The sequence below is a fragment of the Roseovarius nanhaiticus genome (genome assembly GCF_900156535.1).
Lineage (GTDB): Bacteria > Pseudomonadota > Alphaproteobacteria > Rhodobacterales > Rhodobacteraceae > Roseovarius > Roseovarius nanhaiticus.
Genome location: NZ_FTNV01000001.1, coordinates 290,547 through 308,718, shown reverse-complemented (window position 1 = coordinate 308,718; position 18,172 = coordinate 290,547). Strand labels below are relative to the sequence as shown.

Annotated in this window: 15 protein-coding genes; 7 read left to right on the top strand and 8 right to left on the bottom strand. The window is 62.7% G+C overall.

Annotated features, from left to right (window positions below):
* Positions 1-129: 129 nt before the first annotated feature.
* Positions 130-426, bottom strand: a complete 297-nt coding sequence (locus BW975_RS01510; RefSeq protein ID WP_076530363.1) for an FtsB family cell division protein — start codon at positions 424-426, stop codon at positions 130-132.
* Between the two features lie 222 nt (positions 427-648).
* Between BW975_RS01510 and BW975_RS01505 the strand changes: the two genes are divergently transcribed.
* A complete protein-coding gene (locus tag BW975_RS01505; RefSeq protein ID WP_335743484.1) occupies positions 649-2,220 on the top strand; it encodes an acyl-CoA dehydrogenase family protein in 1,572 nt (523 codons plus the stop codon).
* A gap of 68 nt (positions 2,221-2,288) precedes the next feature.
* On the opposite strand, the gene BW975_RS01500 is transcribed toward BW975_RS01505, so the two are convergent.
* Together BW975_RS01500 and BW975_RS01495 are read right to left on the bottom strand one after the other, a co-directional pair.
* Entirely contained in the window at positions 2,289-3,182 is an 894-nt protein-coding gene (locus BW975_RS01500) for a fructose bisphosphate aldolase (protein WP_076530359.1), read from the bottom strand.
* A gap of 85 nt (positions 3,183-3,267) precedes the next feature.
* Entirely contained in the window at positions 3,268-4,452 is a 1,185-nt protein-coding gene (locus BW975_RS01495) for a phosphoglycerate kinase (RefSeq protein ID WP_076530357.1), read from the bottom strand.
* A 134-nt stretch (positions 4,453-4,586) separates the two neighbouring features.
* Here BW975_RS01495 and BW975_RS01490 point away from each other — a divergent pair, with 134 nt between their 5' ends.
* Genes BW975_RS01490 through BW975_RS01480 form a run of 3 tightly spaced genes read left to right on the top strand, consistent with a single transcriptional unit; the run spans position 4,587 to position 6,440 of the window.
* Positions 4,587-5,093, top strand: a complete 507-nt coding sequence (locus BW975_RS01490; RefSeq protein WP_076530355.1) for a peptidylprolyl isomerase — start codon at positions 4,587-4,589, stop codon at positions 5,091-5,093.
* Complete coding sequence (locus tag BW975_RS01485) at positions 5,086-5,637, top strand: peptidylprolyl isomerase (protein ID WP_076530353.1); 552 nt, start codon at positions 5,086-5,088, stop codon at positions 5,635-5,637. The genes BW975_RS01490 and BW975_RS01485 overlap by 8 nt, the downstream gene beginning before the upstream one ends.
* A gap of 2 nt (positions 5,638-5,639) precedes the next feature.
* A complete protein-coding gene (locus tag BW975_RS01480; protein ID WP_076530351.1) occupies positions 5,640-6,440 on the top strand; it encodes a DUF4336 domain-containing protein in 801 nt (266 codons plus the stop codon).
* Between the two features lie 64 nt (positions 6,441-6,504).
* On the opposite strand, the gene BW975_RS01475 is transcribed toward BW975_RS01480, so the two are convergent.
* The 3 genes from BW975_RS01475 to secA all read right to left on the bottom strand — a co-directional run bounded on the left by BW975_RS01475 (position 6,505) and on the right by secA (position 11,986).
* Positions 6,505-8,076, bottom strand: coding sequence for a substrate-binding domain-containing protein (locus tag BW975_RS01475; RefSeq protein ID WP_076530349.1), 1,572 nt, complete (start codon positions 8,074-8,076; stop codon positions 6,505-6,507).
* A gap of 27 nt (positions 8,077-8,103) precedes the next feature.
* A complete protein-coding gene (locus BW975_RS01470) occupies positions 8,104-9,126 on the bottom strand; it encodes a hypothetical protein (protein ID WP_076530347.1) in 1,023 nt (340 codons plus the stop codon).
* A 139-nt stretch (positions 9,127-9,265) separates the two neighbouring features.
* Entirely contained in the window at positions 9,266-11,986 is a 2,721-nt protein-coding gene (secA, locus tag BW975_RS01465; RefSeq protein WP_076530345.1) for a preprotein translocase subunit SecA, read from the bottom strand.
* 194 nt (positions 11,987-12,180) lie between these two features.
* Between secA and BW975_RS01460 the strand changes: the two genes are divergently transcribed.
* From BW975_RS01460 to BW975_RS01450, 3 genes are read left to right on the top strand one after another with little or no spacing between them, the layout of a single operon-like run.
* Positions 12,181-13,053 (top strand): peptidylprolyl isomerase, encoded by an 873-nt coding sequence (locus BW975_RS01460; protein WP_076530343.1) that lies wholly within the window; start codon positions 12,181-12,183, stop codon positions 13,051-13,053.
* Positions 13,054-13,059: 6 nt separating this feature from the next.
* Positions 13,060-14,289: a bifunctional glutamate N-acetyltransferase/amino-acid acetyltransferase ArgJ gene (argJ, locus tag BW975_RS01455; protein WP_076530341.1), complete on the top strand. Its 1,230-nt coding sequence runs from the start codon at positions 13,060-13,062 to the stop codon at positions 14,287-14,289.
* The gene (locus tag BW975_RS01450) at positions 14,286-14,684 is read left to right on the top strand and encodes a (deoxy)nucleoside triphosphate pyrophosphohydrolase (RefSeq protein ID WP_076530339.1); all 399 of its coding nucleotides are present in this window, start codon (positions 14,286-14,288) and stop codon (positions 14,682-14,684) included. The genes argJ and BW975_RS01450 overlap by 4 nt, the downstream gene beginning before the upstream one ends.
* A 361-nt stretch (positions 14,685-15,045) precedes the next feature.
* Here BW975_RS01450 and infB read toward each other — a convergent pair whose 3' ends face one another.
* A complete protein-coding gene (gene infB, locus BW975_RS01445) occupies positions 15,046-17,535 on the bottom strand; it encodes a translation initiation factor IF-2 (RefSeq protein ID WP_076530337.1) in 2,490 nt (829 codons plus the stop codon).
* On the bottom strand, positions 17,532-18,164 hold the full coding sequence (locus tag BW975_RS01440) for an RNA-binding protein (RefSeq protein ID WP_076533269.1): 633 nt from the start codon (positions 18,162-18,164) through the stop codon (positions 17,532-17,534). Before BW975_RS01440 ends, infB begins: the two co-directional genes overlap by 4 nt.
* Positions 18,165-18,172: the final 8 nt, after the last annotated feature.

Here is an 18,172-nt window from a genome sequence, read left to right as displayed (position 1 = left end):
TGGTTGGCACGTGTATCGGAATAGTTTAGCTTTAAACTATCCCCGGCACAAACAGTTGCACCCTTGGGGCACGTTACGCCCGCGCGGCGCAGGCTGGCAAGCCGGAGTTGTGACAGGCTGAAATCCAAGTCAGCGGATGACGATTTCGTCGCTGCGCAGCAGGCCGATCACAGAGCGCGCCTGCTCGTCCAGAAGGTCGAGATCCAGATACGTGTCCGACAGACGCCGCGTCAGATTTTCCATCACAGCGATCTCGCCATTCAGCGCATCTAGCTGCGCTTGCAACTCGCTAGCCTCGGCCTCGATCGTGGCGCGGCTAAAGAGGCCATAATCCCCCTGCACGGCCGCAAAGGTGAAGTACGTTCCCAATGCGAACGCGATCAAGAAATAGACGAAGACGCCCAAAGGGGGCTTTTTGCGGTGCATGGCTGCTCTTGCCTCATTATCGGGCCTCTGGACGGGCTTTGGTGCACATTGCCACAGCAGCGACGACTTGTGAATCATAATTCTGGGCTCCGCAGGATCGGCATGGCGGGCGTTGCAATCTTGTGGCGGCCCCGCGTAAATGCACACGTTAAGGGAGATCTCCGAATGCCGCATACCCGTCTACACCCCTCCGGCCCACATTTGGAGACGGACACGCATGCCGTGACAAATCAGCCGCCCGCGCGCGGCGATCTGGATATGTGGGCAAGCGATCCTGCCCTGCAGGATCATGCCTTTGGCGGGGATGGCGATCACCTGGCCCTTTTCGGACGCAAGATGGGCCGCAGCGCGATGCGCGACACCGCGCAAGAAGCGGATCGCATCGCACCCCATGCCCGGCTATTCGACGCCGGGGGGCGGCGCGTGGACGAGGTGGTCTACCACCCCGCCTATCACGAGATCATGCAAGCGGGGCTGGGCGCCGGATACGCCGCCTTGCCGTGGGAGGGCGCGGAGGGCGGGCATTCAACCCACGCCGCGATGGTCTATATGACGGCACAGATCGCGCCGGGCCTTTGCGCGCCGATGACGATGACCTACGCGGCGCCCCCTGCCCTGCGCGCGGCGCCGCGCCTCTTCGACGATTGGGTGCCCAAGCTGACGGCGCGCCTTTACGATCCGGCGATCCGCCCGCTGGGACAAAAGGCCGGCGCGACGATGGCGATGGCCGTGACCGAGAAGCAGGGCGGCACGGACGCGGCGGCGATCACGACGTGCGCGGTCAGAGACGGCGATGCGTATCGTCTGCGCGGACATAAATGGGCCTGCACGGCACCGATGGCCGACGGCATCATTACACTGGCACAAGCGCCCGGTGGGCTGACCCTGTTTCTGGTGCCGCGGTGGCTGGAAGGGACGCGCAACGCCGTGCATATCCAGCGGCTGAAGGAGATGCTGGGCGGCCGGGCGGCCGCGGTGGCCGAGATAGAGTTTGCCGATGCGCTGGCCTATCCGCTGGGCGAAGAGGGTGACGGACTGGCCCGGCTGCGCGACACCGTCCTGCATACCCGCCTCGATGCGGGCATCGCCCCCGCTGGCCTCATGCGCGCGGCGCTGGGTGCGGCGCATCACTGGTGTAGCCACCGTACGGTGCGAGAGGCGCAGCTGATCGATCAGCCGCTGATGCGAAGCGTCCTCGCCGATCTGGCGCTGGACTGGGAGGGCGCGCTGGCCTTCAGCCTGACCGTCGCGCGCGCCTTCGACGAGGGTAGCGAGCATGCCCGCGCCTTTGCCCGGCTGGGCGCCGCTTTGGCCAAATATCTGAACAACCGCCTCTGCGCGCCCACCATCGCCGAAGCGCTCGAATGCATCGGCGGTGCGGGATACGACGCAGCCTCGCCTTTGCCCCTTCTCTACCGCGAAGCGCCTCTGAACGGCCTGTGGGAAGGGCCTGCCAACGCGCTCTGCCTAGAGATCATCCGCATCCTGCGCGAGGTGCCGCTGGCCGGCGAAGCTCTGAGCGATGCGCTGGGCGCGGTGACAGGTGAATACCGCCGCTACGACGCCGCCCTGCGCGCGCATATGGGGCGTTTTCCGCGCCTTCCCGACGAAGGCCAGGCACGCTGGTATGCCGACAGTCTCGCGACCCTGCTGACCGCCTCGATCTTGATCCGGCAGTCGCCACCCGCTGTTGCGGACGCCTATATTGCCACGCGGCTGACGGGCGAGCGGGGACGCAGCGCGGGCGCGATTTCGGGGATCGATACCGGGGCGGTTCTGGCGCGGCTGGGCTGAGCGGCCGCCAAAAGGGTTTTCATGCCTCCGGCGGGGATATTTTCAGCAAGAAGAATGGGCGCGCGCGTCTAGCCCGCGACTGATGCCGCGTGGATGCTGTCAATCGTCGCGCCGATCGTCTTGTTGAACTCGTTGTCCGATTGATCGGCCGAGAGGCCCTCGGTCAGCGCGCGGCTGAAGCTGGCGATGATGCCCGTATTTTCGGACAGTCGGCGGTTCGCCTCGTCCCGGCTGTAGCCACCCGAAAGGGCGACGACGCGCATCACGGCGGGATGTTCCGTCAGGGCGCGGTAGTGGTTTGCGGTCTCGGGCAGCGTCAGTTTCAGCATCACCTCGATGCCTTTGGGAAGCGCATCCAGATGGCGGGTGAGCGTATCCAGCAAAAGCGCTTCGGCCTCGGCCTTGTCCTTGATGCTGATCGTGACCTCGGGCTCGATGATTGGGATGAGGCCGTGGCCGAGGATCTGCTGGCCCACCTTGAATTGCTGCGCCACGACCGCGTCGATCCCGCTGGCCGAGGCCGCGTCGATGACCGAGCGCATCTTGGTGCCGAAGACGCCCGCAGCGGCGGCGCGCTCGCAAAGCGCGTCGAGCTCCGGCATCGGCTTCATCAGGCGCACGCCATCGACTTCGTCGGCCAGGCCCTTGTCCACCTTGAGGAAGGGCACGACGGCGCGCTCTTCCCACAGATATTGCGCGGAGGGTTTGCCGTCGATCTTGCGGTCCATCGTCATCTCGAACAGGATCGCGCCCACGACCTTGTCACCGTTGAAATCGGGGGCCTGGGCGATGCGCGCGCGCATTGCGTGGATCAGGTCGAACATCTCGGCGTCGCTGCCATAGGCGCTTTCGGGCACGCCATATTGGGCCAGCGCCTTGGGCGTCGAGCCGCCAGACTGGTCGAGCGCGGCGATAAAGCCGTTTCCGGCACGAATTCTATCTGCTTGGGCTGCGTTCGGCATTGGATCGGCTCCGCTGTTCTGGTCTGCTCTTTGACGCGCTTTTAGGTCAGCGCGCGCGTCCTTGCAATTGTGGTGGCGCTAACGATCAGCCCTTGAGCGCCGCGACCCCGGGCAGGTCCTTGCCCTCCATCCATTCGAGGAAGGCTCCGCCCGCTGTGGAAATATAGGTGAAGTCCTCTGCCGCGCCCGCACGATTTAGCGCGGCGACCGTATCACCCCCGCCCGCCACCGAGATCAGCTGGCCCGCGCGGGTTCTTTCGGCAGCATGACGCGCCGCCTCGTTGGTGGCGGTATCAAATGGAGAAATCTCGAACGCGCCCAGCGGGCCGTTCCAGATCAGTGTACGGGCGCCATCCAGAACCTGCGCCACGCGCCGTACGCTTTGCGGACCGGCGTCGAGGATCATCGCGTCGTCGGGGCATAGATGCACCGCGAGCGTTTCGCTCGCGGCATTTTCCGCGAATTCGCGCGCGACGACGATATCGGCGGGCAGAATGATCTCGCATCCCTCAGCAGCGGCCTTGGTCATGATCTCGCGCGCTGTGGCGGCCATGTCATGCTCGCAAAGGGACTTGCCGACATGCAAACCTTGGGCCGCGAGGAAGGTATTGGCCATGCCACCGCCAATTACGAGGCTATCGACCTTTTCGACAAGGTTGCTCAGCAGATCGAGCTTGGTCGACACCTTGGCACCGCCTACCACGGCGGCGACGGGCCGCTTGGGATGGCTGAGCGCGGCCTCCAGCGCCTCCAGCTCGGCCTGCATCAGGCGCCCGGCGCAGGAGGGCATGAGATGCGCGATACCCGTCGTGCTGGCATGGGCGCGATGCGCGGCAGAAAACGCATCGTTGCAGTAAATATCGCCCAAGGCAGCAAGGCGCGCGGCAAAGTCGGGATCGTTCGCCTCTTCGCCGGGATAAAAACGAATGTTCTCAAGCAGCAAGACCTCGGCCGCCTCCGCCTCGGCGGTCAGGTTTTCGGCGCCGTCCAGCGTCTCGATCAGGCGCACGCTATGGCCCAGCGCCTTTTCCAGCGCGGGGATCACGATGCGCAGCGACAGATCCAGCACGACCTTGCCTTTGGGCCGGCCGAAATGGGCAATGAGGATCGGGCGCCCACCCTTGGACAGAATATCCTCGACCGTGGGCGCAATCCGCTCGATCCGGGTGGCATCGGTCACGCGCCCGCCTTCGACCGGCACGTTGATATCGACGCGCACCAGAACACGCTTGGCATTCAGGTCCATGTCATCGAGGGTCTTCCAGCTCATCTGTCTCTCCTTGGTCCCGCGGTCGCCGCCTCTCTTGGCGCGGCGCCGCGCGGGCGTCAAGCCGGGCGCGCTTGGCAAGCGCGGACCGAACCCCTAGATATTGCAGCGACGCATTTGAAAAAGGAGGCCCATCCATGGCCGAGATCAAAGACCCCGAGAACACGATCCTGATCGAGCTGAAGGACGGCACCGTCGCGATCGAGTTGCTGCCCGACGTGGCCCCCGGCCATTCCGAGCGCATGAAAGAGCTGGCGCGCAGCGGCGCCTATGACAACGTCGCGTTCCACCGGGTGATCGACGGCTTCATGGCGCAGACCGGCGACGTGCAGAACGCCAACATGGAGAAAGATTACAACCCCCGCGCCGCAGGCACTGGCGGCAGCGATCTGCCCAACCTCAAGGCCGAGTTTTCCAAGATCCCGCATGATCGCGGCACTTTGGGCGCGGCGCGCAGTGCCAATCCCGACAGCGCCAACAGCCAATTCTTCATCAACTTCAAGGACAACCATTTCCTCAACGGCCAATACACCGTCTATGGCCGCGTCATTCAGGGCATGGATCTGGTCGACAACATCACCAAGGGCGAGCCGCCCGCAAATCCCGACCGCATGATCAGCGTCAAGGTGGCCGCAGATGCGTAATCTCCTGACTGCACTCTTGATCACTGCAGGCGCACCTGCGCTGGCGACCGGCCTTGAAATCGACATCGCAGGCGAGGCCAACGGCACCGTCACCATCGACCTTTACGAGGATGTCGCGCCCAATCATGTCGAGCGGGTCACGGCCTTGGCCGAGCAGGGCGCCTATGACGGCATCGTCTTTCACCGGGTGATCGACGGCTTCATGGCGCAAACCGGCGATGTCCAGTTCGGCAAATACGACGGCGGCGACATGCGCCGCGCGGGCACCGGAGGCAGCGACATGCCTGATCTCGAGGCCGAGTTTTCGGATCAACCCTTCGAGCCCGGTGTTCTGGGCATGGCGCGCAGCCAAAGCCCTGACAGCGCCAACAGCCAGTTCTTCATCATGTTCGAACCTGCCCCGCACCTGAACGGCCAATATACCGTCTTTGGCAAGGTAACGGACGGCATGGACGTGGTGAACGCAATCAAGCGGGGCACGGGCGGCAACGGCGCCGTTGTAGGTGAGCCTGACCGCATCACCGCCGTCCGCGTGACTGACTAGGTTTGTCCACCCTGAACCACGCCACGGGCTACGAGCCTCTCAATACGCTCAAGCCCGTGGCACCCGACATCTGGCTGATCGACGGGCCTGCCCTGCGCTTTTATGGCATGCCCTATTCGACCCGTTGCACCGTCATCAGGCTGAACTCCGGTGATCTTTGGGTACATTCCCCGACGCTGCTAACCGACAACTTGCGAGACGAAATCGCAGTGCTAGGGCCAGTCCGCTACTTGGTTGCGCCGAACTGGATCCACTACAGCCATATCAGCGAATGGCAGGCGGCCTATCCCGGTGCGCAGTCTTTCGCTGCGCCCGGCGTCGCACAGCGCGCAGCGAAAAAAGGCGCCTTGGTCGACTTCGACCACGATCTGACGCAGGACGCTCCTGCGGCATGGAGCGATGAGATTGACCAGATGATCGTCGCAGGATCGCGCGTTCACCGCGAGGCCGTGTTTTTCCACCGTGCCTCCGAGACGCTGATCCTCGCCGACCTGATCGAGAACTTCGAAACCGCCAAGCTGCCTGTCTGGATGCGCCCTCTGGTCTGGATCGCGGGCATCGACGACAGCGACGGCAAGATGCCGCTCGATATGCGTCTGACGTTCCGCAAAGCGCCCTTGGCGGATTGCGTCGAGCGCATGATTGACTGGGGGCCGCAGCGCATCATCCTCGCCCATGGCCGCTGGTATCAGCGCGACGGCGTCGGAGAGTTGCGCCGTGCCTTTCGCCGCATCCTGCGGGATCGCGAATGGACCGCAGTCATGGACCGGATGGAGCGGGATCGACAAAACAAACACGAATGAGCCCGCGTTTCATCTTGGCAAAAATACTCAGGGACCAAAGCACGCCAAGAGCGCCGCGACCGGATCAGCGCATCCAGATCTCGACCCGCCGATTGGCCCTGCGGCCCCATTCACTGTCATCGCAGGCCATCGGCATCGCCTCGCCAAATGCCTCGGTCTCAAGGCTCATGCGATCCAGTTGGGCCGTTTCGGCCATGCGGATCACTGCCTCCTTGACCGTATCGGCGCGCCGCAGCGCGATCTTCTGGTTGGCACTGGCCGGACCCTCGCCATCCGAGAACCCCACGAAAACCAGTTGGCGCCCGTCGTAGAACCCGCTTTCCAACGCGCGCGCCAGGCTCTCGACATTTGCGCGCGATTGCGCGTCCAGCCTGGTCGAGCCCGGCTCAAACCGGAAGGTCGTCGTCAGCCGCTTCAGCGGGCTGAGCAAGCGCACCATGCGCTGCAGATCTTCGAGGCTCACATCTTCGCCCGCGCGCAAGACCGCATTGGCAAACCGATCGCCCTGATCGTCGATGGCGATTTCTTCTGGCAGCTGGTCAACAAATCCTGCGCGGCGGACCACCAACTGCGCCGCAGGCTCGCGGGTGAAGGCCAGAAATTCGCGCATCATCTTTGGCAGGCGGCGCGCGGGCAAGTAAAGGAACATGGGCGCGGTCAGTGGATAATCCTCGGTTTTGACAGCGCGGCGCGTGGCCGTCATGCCGAAACCGCAATCACCCGTCAAAGCAAGCTCGAAGGTCAGGCCCTTTTGCGACCGGCTGCCGACACCAATGGCAAAGGGATCCTGCGCCACGGCGCCGGACAGCGACTCTCCGTTCAAATGGCGGCGCGCATCCCCGGCAAAGCCGGTCGCACCACCGCGTAGCATCTGCCGCTCGGTCGCCTGCCCCAAGCCGGTCGTGCTGTCGTGAAGATGGACGGCAATGGGCGCATCGGCGCCGCCAAGCGGGGTCCAGTCCGTGATCTCACCCGACAAAACCTGCGCCAGCTCGGGCGTGGTGATCTGCGTCACCGGATTGCCCGCCGAGACCAGCGGCACCAGCGCATCGAGGGCCAGAACGCGGCTGCGGCGTGCATCGCGCAAATCGCCAAGACCGATCTCTCGGCCACGGATCGCCTCGGCGCGGGTGACCTCGCGCAAGGACATGACCATGTCAGCCTCGCCCGCCAGCAGATCGGCAAAGCCTTCGTCGGTGTTGGTCAGCCGAATATGAAAGCGTCCGCGTGCCTCATCGGCCTCAGGATCGGACAGCGTGTAGGTGAACGCGATATCGGAGGTATTTTCTCGCGATAATTCCAGTCCCTGACGCAGCGCGAACGCCTCAATCAGGGCGGGCATCAGGACGCGGCCCATTGTGGGCGCGCCCGACAGGGTCGCTTCGGCCACATAGGCATTCAGATTGGGGCACCCCGGGCCCTCGCAGAGAACACCTGAGCCATCAACGGTCAATTCGCCGTAGATCGTATCGACGCGATAGAATTCTCCGTCAAAACCCAGAAGGTCGCCCGCAATTGTGACGTCGCCGTCGCGTGATGTGAGGGTCACGTCCTGCGCGGCCACTGGCGATCCGGCTAACAGGGCCAACAGACAAGGAAAAAGTGCGGCGAAACTCGCCGCACGTAGATGTTGCATTACTCTGCCCTCGGATCGGCCTGCGTATCAGTTGCGGGCGATCGTGAGGTCATTCAACAGATTTTTCAACACCAGAAAATCTCCGACCGCATCACATTCGGGCATCATCAGCACGACGTCCTGAACTTTGAGGGCGCCGCCGGCCTGCATTTGCAGGGCCTGGGTCTCGATATCGGTGTTGCAGTTCACGTCTGTCACCTCGGCCTCGACCTGCAGGGCGATGTCACCGTCGCGTCCGGCAAGCTGACTGGGGAAGGTATAAACCTCGGCCATCAACGCATCGGGCTGACCCGCGTCGCCCAGCCGTGTCAGAAAGCCCAAGTCGCCGCCCGCGGCCGCCGCGACATCGCGCGCCGCGCCAGACCAGACATGGCCCTCGCCGCCATAATCGGCACCAAATTCCAGCGCGTGCAGCTGCACGCCTGTCTCGCCCTGCCACTGAACGGCAACGCGTTGATAGATATCGAGGCTCTCGACCTCGGCATTCGCCACGGCGCCGTCACCATTGCTGAACGCCGCGATGAAGGAGGCATTCCGGGCCAGCGCGGGCACCAACATGCTGGCATGGCCGCCATCATCGGTCACTTGGGTGAACATCATGCCATTGTGATGCATGGTAAACCGCTCGCCCGGCGCACAGGGTGCATCCAGTGACAGCGCCACCATCGCCCCCGGCGCAACATCGGCGCGCAGTGTGTAGTCGCAGCTGAGGCTGGGCGCAGGCTCTTCCGTTGGAAGGGCGTCCGCCACCGTCGTAGCGGACGCATCATTCAACGCCGCTTCGCGGATCGCGGGGGGTTGCGGCAAGACATCGGGCGTGGGCGCCGTGGCCGGCAATTCGGGCGACGCGGCCGTCAGCGTGATTGACGAGAGCTGCACAGCCCCGCTTTGTCTGGTTCCCATGATGTCGCCAGATTGCCCAGCCAGCTGTGAGGTCCCGCCATCTTGCGCAACGGGTACAGCGGCTTGACGGGATTGCATGAAATGGCCAGCGCCCAGCGCCAAGGCCAGCGTCCCACATCCCATTGCGATCATCTTGAGCTTTTGCATCACGTATCTCCACACAGCTGAAAAAATTCGGGCCGTGCAGAATCGGTATCAAGCGAAAGGGGCGCCGGTGTGGCATGGGCGCGGAGTCATTCGGGCCGCAGCGTGGCGGCCCGAAGACACAAACGTCGAGTGTTAACGATCAGGCGATGCGGCCATGGCAATGCTTGAACTTTTCGCCGGATCCGCAGGGGCAGGCCGTGTTGCGGCTGGGATTGCCCCAAGTGGCGGGATCATTTTCATCGAAGCCCTCGCGCGCGGCCTCGGCGGGACGGGTGGCGGTGTCGCGGCCATCCTCCTGGGGCGTTCCTGCCGATGTCTGCGCCTCCAGCGCGGCACGCTCCTTCATCATCTTTTGCAAGAGCGCCTGCTGATCCGCCTCAGACACGGGCTGAACCTGACTCAGCTTTTGGGTCACGTCCTGACGCAAGCTGTCCAGCATCGACTCGAAAAGGGAAAACGCCTCGTTCTTGTATTCGTTCAGCGGATCGCGTTGCGCGTAGCCTCGGAACCCGACGACACTGCGCAGATGTTCAAGTGTCAGCAGATGCTCGCGCCACTTGGCATCGATGGTCTGAAGCAGAAGCTGCTTTTCGATCATCCGCATGTTGTTCGCGCCAAAGGCCACAGCCTTTTTCGCCATCATCTCGTTCGCGTGCTTCTCGATGCGCTCGCTGATATCCTCGTCGTCGACGCCCTCTTCGTCCGCCCAGGCCTGAACGGGCAGATCCATGTTGAGCTGTTCGAGGATGGCGGCGTGCATGCCCTCCATGTCCCACTGATCGGCGTAGGTCTTGGGCGGCATGTATTGATCGACCAGATCGTCGATCACCTCGCCACGCATGTCCTTGACGATATCGCTGAGATCATCGGCGCGCATGATGTCGAGCCGCTGCTTGAAGATCACCTTGCGCTGCTCGTTCATCACGTCGTCGAACTTGAGCAGCTGCTTGCGGATGTCGAAGTTGCGCCCCTCGACCTTGGCCTGCGCGCGCTCCAGCGACTTGTTCACCCAAGGGTGGATGATCGCCTCGTCCTCTTTCATGCCGAGACCCGACAGCACCTTTTCCAGCCGCTCGGATCCGAAGATGCGCATCAGATCATCGTCCAGCGACAGGAAGAACGAGGATTGGCCCGGATCGCCCTGACGGCCCGAACGGCCGCGCAGCTGGTTGTCGATGCGGCGGCTCTCGTGCCGCTCGGTCGCGAGGACAAAAAGACCGCCCGCGTCCTTGACCGCCTGCTCGTCGGCGGCATGCTCCGCCTCGATCCGGGCGCGGATTTCGGCGGGATCACCTTCCGGGTCGGCGGCAATCGCCTGCATGATCTGCATGTCGACATTGCCGCCAAGTTTGATGTCCGTGCCGCGCCCCGCCATGTTGGTCGCAATGGTCACGGCGCCCAGCTTGCCCGCGTCGCCGACGATCTGCGCCTCTTTTTCATGCTGGCGCGCGTTCAGAACGTTATGCGTGATGCCCGCGTCCGTCAGGAGCTGGCTGATCATCTCGGATTTCTCGATGGAAGTGGTGCCGACCAGCGTTGGCTGACCCTTGGCATTCGCTTCCTTGATCTCCTCGACGACGGCCTTGTATTTCTCGGCCGTGGTGCGGAATACCGCATCATCCTTGTCGATCCGCGCGATGGGCCGGTTGGTGGGCACCGCTACAACGCCCAGGCCGTAGATCTCGGCGAATTCATCCGCCTCGGTCATGGCGGTGCCGGTCATGCCCGACAGCTTGTCATAGAGGCGGAAGTAGTTCTGGAACGTGACCTGTGCCAGCGTCACGTTCTCGGGCTGAATATCCGCGCCTTCCTTGGCCTCGATTGCCTGGTGCAGACCGTCCGACAGGCGGCGGCCCGACATCATGCGGCCGGTGAATTCGTCGATCAGGACGATTTCCTTGTCGCGGACGATGTAATCCTTGTCCTTCTGAAACAGCTTGTGCGCGCGCAGCGCCTGGTTGACATGGTGGACGATCGTCGTGCTTTCGGGATCGTAGAGCGATTGATCCTCGGGCAGGACTTCGCGCTCGACCAGCAGCGTTTCCAGGAATTCATTGCCTTCGTCGGTAAAACTGACACCGCGGGTCTTTTCGTCGATCTTGTAATGCTCTTCCTTGAGCTCGGGGATCAGCTTGTCGATGGCGATATAAAGATCGCTGCGATCCTGCGCCGGGCCAGAAATGATCAAGGGCGTACGCGCCTCGTCGATCAGGATGCTGTCGACCTCGTCCACGATCGCATAGTGATGGCCGCGCTGGCTCATTTGGGTCAGCTCGGATTTCATGTTGTCGCGCAGATAGTCGAAGCCCAGCTCATTGTTCGTCGCGTAGGTCACGTCACAGGCATAGGCGCGCTGCTTCTCGTCCTCGGGCTGGTTGGGATAGACGACGCCTGTGGTCATACCCAGCGCACCGAACACGGCGCTCATCCATTCTGCGTCACGCTTGGCCAGGTAATCGTTGACGGTGACGATATGGACACCCTCGCCGCTGAGTGCATTGAGGTAGGCGGGAAAGGTCGCAACCAGCGTCTTGCCCTCGCCGGTCTTCATCTCGGATATGTTGCCCTGGTGCAGAAAGATCCCGCCCATGAGCTGCACATCGAAGGCCCGCAGGCCCAGCGCGCGGCGCGCAGCCTCGCGGCAGTTGGCGAAGGCTTCGGGCAGGAGCGCGTCAATATTCTCGCCCGCCTTGATGCGGGCACGCAAATCATCGGTCTTGGCAATAATGCCTGCGTCGTCCAGCGCCTCGATCTCGGGCTCCAGCGCATTGATCTTGTCGATCAGGGGGCGCGTGGCCTTGACCTTGCGGTCGTTCGCCGTGCCGAAAACCTTACGGGCGACCGTTCCTAAACCCAGCATGTGCAATCCGTTCCCGTTCAGTGATTTCTTCGTGTTCGGCAATGCCTTGTCCCGTTTGCATTGCACCCCTATCTCGGGCGGGGTATCAGCGGGATATGCCTGTATTCAAAGGCGATGTAAGCGCCCGCTGTTCTAGTGTCAACGCTGCGCACCCTGCGCGGCTTCTGCCGACGATAACTATGAAGGAACACCTAATGCTCGACCGTATCAAACCGATTGCCACCTGCGCGATGCTGATGGGGGCACTCGGCACAGCGCCGGTCTATGCCCAGGACACAGCCAGCGAGGACGCGCCGACCGCCGACACCGTTGTCGCCACCGTTGACGGCACCGAGATCACACTGGGTCACATGCTGATCCTGCGTGCGGGCTTGCCCCAGCAGTTTCAGCAAGTCCCCGCCGATGTCCTTTTTCCCGGCATTCTCGACCAACTGATCCAGCAGACGCTGCTGGCCGATGCCTATGAGGGCGAGCTGCCCCGCCGCTCGGCCCTTGCGCTGGAAAACGAGCGCCGCGCGCTGATCGCGTCCGAAGAAATGGCCGCGATTGCCGAAACGGCCGTCAGCGATGAGGCCATCCAGACCTATTTCGACGAGAATTACGGCAATGCCGAGCCCGCGACAGAATACAATGCGGCGCATATTCTGGTCGAAACCGAAGAAGAAGCGCAGGCCTTGGCCGAAGAGGCGCGCGGTGATACCGATTTCGCCGCGCTGGCCGAAGAGCACTCCACTGGCCCTTCAGGCCCCTCGGGTGGTGCGCTGGGATGGTTCAGCGAAGGCATGATGGTCGAGCCGTTTCAGGAGGCCGTCGAAGGCATGGAAGCGGGCGCCATCAGTGATCCGGTCCAGACCCAGTTCGGCTGGCATGTGATCAAGCTGATCGAGACCCGCACGCAAGACGCGCCCGAGCTTGAGCAGGTGCGTGATGAAATCGTCGAGGCGCTTCGCCAGCAGGCGATCGAAGAGCGCGTGACCGAGCTTCAGGAAAGCGGTGAAATCGACCGCGAAGCTGGCGATGCTCTGGACCCTGCCGTGCTGAATCAGCTCGACCTTCTGGAAGAGTAAACGCACGTGGCCAAGATCACCTCCGTCTCGCCGTTGGCGCCCGCCTCTTTCCCCGATCTTCCGGTGATCGAGGGGGTGCGCTTTGCCAGTATCGCCGCCGGTGTGCGCTATCAGGGGCGCACCGATGTGATGTTGGCGCATCTGGCGCCGGGCAGCACGGTTGCGGGGGTGTTCACCCGCTCGGCCACCCGGTCGGCCCCGGTGCTGGACTGCCAGTCCAAGATCGGGCGCGACGGGGATGAGGGCGCGGCCATTATTGTCAACTCCGGCAATTCAAATGCCTTTACCGGCGCGCGCGGGGTGGAATCCGTGCGCGCCGTGACGGGCGCAGTGGCCGACACGCTGGCCCTGCCCGTCCACCGGGTATTTTCCTCTTCGACCGGGGTTATCGGCGAGCCGATGAAGCACGAGCGTGTCGTCGCCGTGTTGGACGATCTGAAATCGGCGCTCAGCGCGGATGGCATCGCCGATGCCGCCCGGGCGATCATGACGACGGACACCTTTCCAAAGGGGTCGGCCACCGAGATCGAGATAGACGGCAAGACCGTGCGCATCGCGGGTATCGCAAAAGGCTCGGGCATGATCGAGCCTGATATGGGCACGATGCTGGTCTACATTTTCACCGATGCCGCCGTTCCGCAGCCGGTGCTGCAATCTTTGGTGTCGGCCCTCAACCGGACGACATTCAACTGCATCACCGTCGACAGCGACACATCGACGTCGGACACATTACTGGTCGGCGCAACGGGCGCCTCGGGTGTCCAGATCACCGAACATTCCATCGGTTTCATGGAGGGTCTGCGCCGCGTGATGCTGGACCTTGCGCAACAGGTCGTGCGCGATGGCGAAGGCGCGACCAAACTGGTTGAAATATCGGTCACCGGGGCCGCAAGCGACGCCGACGCGCATCGCCACGCCAAATCCATCGCCAATTCGCCGCTGGTAAAGACCGCCATCGCTGGCGAGGATCCCAATTGGGGCCGCGTCGTTATGGCCGTCGGCAAGTCCGGCGCGCGTGCGGATCGCGACACGCTGTCCATCTGGTTCGGCGATATCAAGGTTGCCGAAAATGGCTGGGTCAGCCCCGCGTATGACGAGGATCTCGCCGCTGCCTACATGAAAGGGCAGGAACTGATCATCCACGTCGATCTCGGCCTCGGCGGCGGCACCGCGCGTGTCTGGACCTGCGATCTGACGCATGGCTATATCGACATCAACGCCGATTACCGCTCATGAACGTCGTCCTCGTCTCGGCTGTCGCGTTGATCGACGTGGATGGCCGCGTTTTGCTGGCGCAGCGGCCCGAGGGTAAATCTATGGCGGGTTTATGGGAGTTTCCGGGCGGCAAGGTTGAGCCGGACGAAACACCCGAGGCCGCACTGATCCGCGAATTGCACGAGGAGCTTGGTATCGACACCTGGGCCAGTTGTCTGGCTCCGCTGACGTTTGCCAGCCACAGCTATGATGACTTCCATCTGCTCATGCCACTCTTTGCCTGCCGGAAATGGAACGGCATCGTTCAGGGACTTGAGGGGCAGTCACTCAAATGGGTGCGACCAAATCAATTGCGCGACTATCCCATGCCGCCAGCCGATATTCCCCTGATCCCTATCCTGCGCGATTGGCTGTAAAAGGCCCGACGCCGGATAAATTTTCTCCATATTGGCGACAATACAGTCTTCCAGATCGTTAAAGTTGCGTTATCATGTTTCTACCGAATGGTCTGACTGGGCTTGCATGCGGTTTTAGATAACATCTGGGGGGATGATATGTTCAGAACAATCAAACTAGGTACGTGCGTATTGATCCAAGGCATTTTCGTGCGGAGCCTACCCGATGGACGCATTCAGATTGCGGATGGCGACAAGGTCTATACCGGGCTGCCGGTGTCCTGATCCACCGCTACGCCACTACGATCACACGTGAAAAAAAAGGCGCTCCGGTGGAGCGCCCTTTTTCTGTGTTCAGCACGGATGTCTTGATCCGAAGGGTTCAGTCCAACGTCCGAACGATCTCTTCACGCTCGAAAATCTCGATGACGTCGCCTTCGCGAATGTCCTCATACCGCTCGAATGCCATGCCGCACTCCTGACCGGACTGGACCTCGGGCACTTCGTCCTTGAAGCGTTTGAGCGTCTTGAGCGTGCCTTCGTGGATGACCACATCGTCGCGCAGAAGGCGCACACCGGCCGAACGGCGTGCCAAGCCTTCGGTGACAAGGCACCCGGCAACTTTGCCGACGCCCGTAACCTTGAAGACTTCCTTGATCTTGGCGTAACCGATGAATTTCTCGCGGATTTCGGCGCCCAACAGGCCCGATGCGGCTGCTTTGATGTCATCGACCAGGTCGTAGATCACCGAGTAATAGCGGATCTCCACACCCTTCTGGTTCGCGCTCTGGCGTGCGGGCGCGTTTGCCCGGACGTTGAAACCGATCACGGGGGCACCCGACGCTTCGGCAAGGCCGATATCGCTCTCGGTGATGGCGCCAACGCCTGAATGCAGCACGCGCACGCGGACCTCGTCGTTACCGATCTTTTCCATCGCCTGCGTGATCGCTTCGGCACTGCCCTGCACGTCCGCTTTGACGAGAATGGGCAGCTCAGAAACGTTTTCGTTCTGCTTGGCCTGCGCCATCATCTGGTCAAGCGTGACAGCTGCGCCGGCTGCTGCACGCTTCTCCTTGGCGGCGTTGGCACGGTACTCGGCGATCTCGCGGGCCTGCGCCTCGGTGCTGACAACGTTCAGAACGTCGCCCGCCTGAGGCGTGCCGTTGATGCCCAGAACCTCGACGGGAACAGACGGACCCGCTTCGTTCACGCGGTCGCCATGGTCGTTGATCAGTGCACGGACCTTGCCGTATTGCTCGCCGACGACAAAGATATCGCCCCGACGCAGCGTGCCTTTCTGGATTAGAACGGTTGCGACCGGGCCGCGGCCAACGTCCAGCTGTGCCTCGATCACGGCACCTTCGGCGGCCCGATTCGGGTTCGCTTTCAGTTCGAGGATCTCGGCCTGCAGCGCGATCGCCTCCAAAAGCTCATCAAGACCCTTACCGCTCTTGGCGCTTACCTCGACATCCTGCACATCGCCCGACATCGCCTCGACGACGACCTCGTGCTGCAAGAGATCCGTGCGCACCTTTTGCGGGTTGGCCTCATGCTTGTCGATCTTGTTGATCGCGATGATCATCGGGACATTGGCGGCCTTGGCGTGATTGATCGCCTCGATGGTCTGCGGCATGACCGCGTCGTCGGCCGCTACAACCAGTACGACAATGTCTGTCACATGCGCACCGCGCGCCCGCATCGACGTAAAGGCTGCGTGACCCGGCGTGTCCAGGAAGGACAGAACCGACCCGTTGGCCGTCTTGACCTGATACGCGCCGATATGCTGCGTGATGCCGCCCGCCTCGCCAGACTGAACCTTTGCGTTGCGGATCGCGTCCAGAAGCGAGGTCTTGCCGTGGTCGACATGGCCCATGATCGTCACGACCGGGGGCCGCGGCTTCATGTCTTCGTCCTTGTCATCGACCTTTGCGATCACGTCCTCCACATCTGCGTCCGAGACGCGCACGACACGGTGGCCGAATTCCTCAATGATAAGTTCGGCAGTATCCGCGTCGATCGCTTGATTCTGCGTGACCATCATATCGTTTTGCATCAGCGCCTTCACGACATCGCCGACACGCTCGGCCATCCGCTGCGCCAGCTCTGCGACCACGATGGTTTCCGGCAGCTGCACGTCACGAATGATCTTTTCACGCTCTTGGGTGCCGCCCATCGCCTTTTGGCGGGCGCGCTCCTGCTTGCGCTTCATCGCGGCCATGGATTTCTGGCGGCCACCTTCGCCACCTGAAAGGGCCTGGTTCAGCGTCAGCTTGCCCGAGCGGCGATTGTCATCACCCATGCCCTTGCCCTTGGCGGGCCGCTTTTGCTCGCTGTCGCGGTCTTGGCTCTTGCGCGGCGCGCTCGAAGGGGCAGCACCGCGGGGCGCTGTGCGGGCGCCTTCGGGTTCGGACGTGGGGGCCGCAGCCTCCTTGGCCGCGTCGGCGACGGCACGGCGCTGGCGCTCGTCCTCTTCTTCCTTGGCTTTGAGAGCCTCAATGCGCTCCTGCTCTTCGCGCTCTTTGGCCTCGGCCTCTTCGCGGCGGCGCATGCGCTCTTCTTCGCGTTCTTTCTCCTCAGCCTCACGGCGCGCGGCATCCTCGCCCTCACGGGCTTTGGCCGCCTGAAGCGCTTTCATCCGGCGCTCCATCTCGGCATCAGAAATGCCGGCCGGGCGCTTGGATGGATCGCTGACCGGCGCAGGTTTGCCAGCGCCCGCGAGATTGCCAGCACCCGGCTTGGGCACGACAACGCGTTTGCGCTTGGTTTCCACCACGACATTCTTGGTCCGGCCATGGCTGAAGCTCTGCTTCACACTGCCCCCGCGAGGACCACCACGAACACCCAATGTCTTCTTTCCGCCTTCGTCGCTCATCTGGTCTTCTTTCCTTTCCGATGGCCGCTGCCATCGTCCGAAACGCGCAGGCCCTTGAGCCTTGCCGCTTCCTCTACAACACGTTGCGTCAAACCGCCAGCGGCCAGTGCCGCATGGATCGTGGTTTGACGCCCAAAGGCCTGGCCCAGCTCATCGGCGGTTAGCCAACCGATGAAAGTGCCGAAATGCGGCGTGCTGAGCTTGGACTTCCCCCGCTCGGACCCGTCGCTGGCCTGTATCAATACTTCGGCCTCTTCCTTGTCGAGGCTCGCCTTGACCTTCTCATAGCCGGATACGGCGCGGCCACCCTTGCGCGCCAGGCTGATCAGGTTGACGACCCGCTGCGCGAGCAGATTTTCGACCCAGTCGGTCAGACCCTCTGGCACCTGAACCGGCTGTTTGGCAGCGCGGGAGAACAATCCCTTCGCAGCCGCCTTGTCCAATGCAGCCCGATCAGCGGCCACCCAAATGCCCCGGCCCGGCAGTTTTTCCATCAAATCCGGCGCCACTTGACCCTCTGGGCCGATGACAAAACGGATCAACCCGTGTTTTGGTTGCACCTCGCCCGTGGCGATGCACTTACGCTCTGGACCGTCTTCCCGGTCTTTGGGTTGCCCGCCGCGTCCCATCAGGTGCA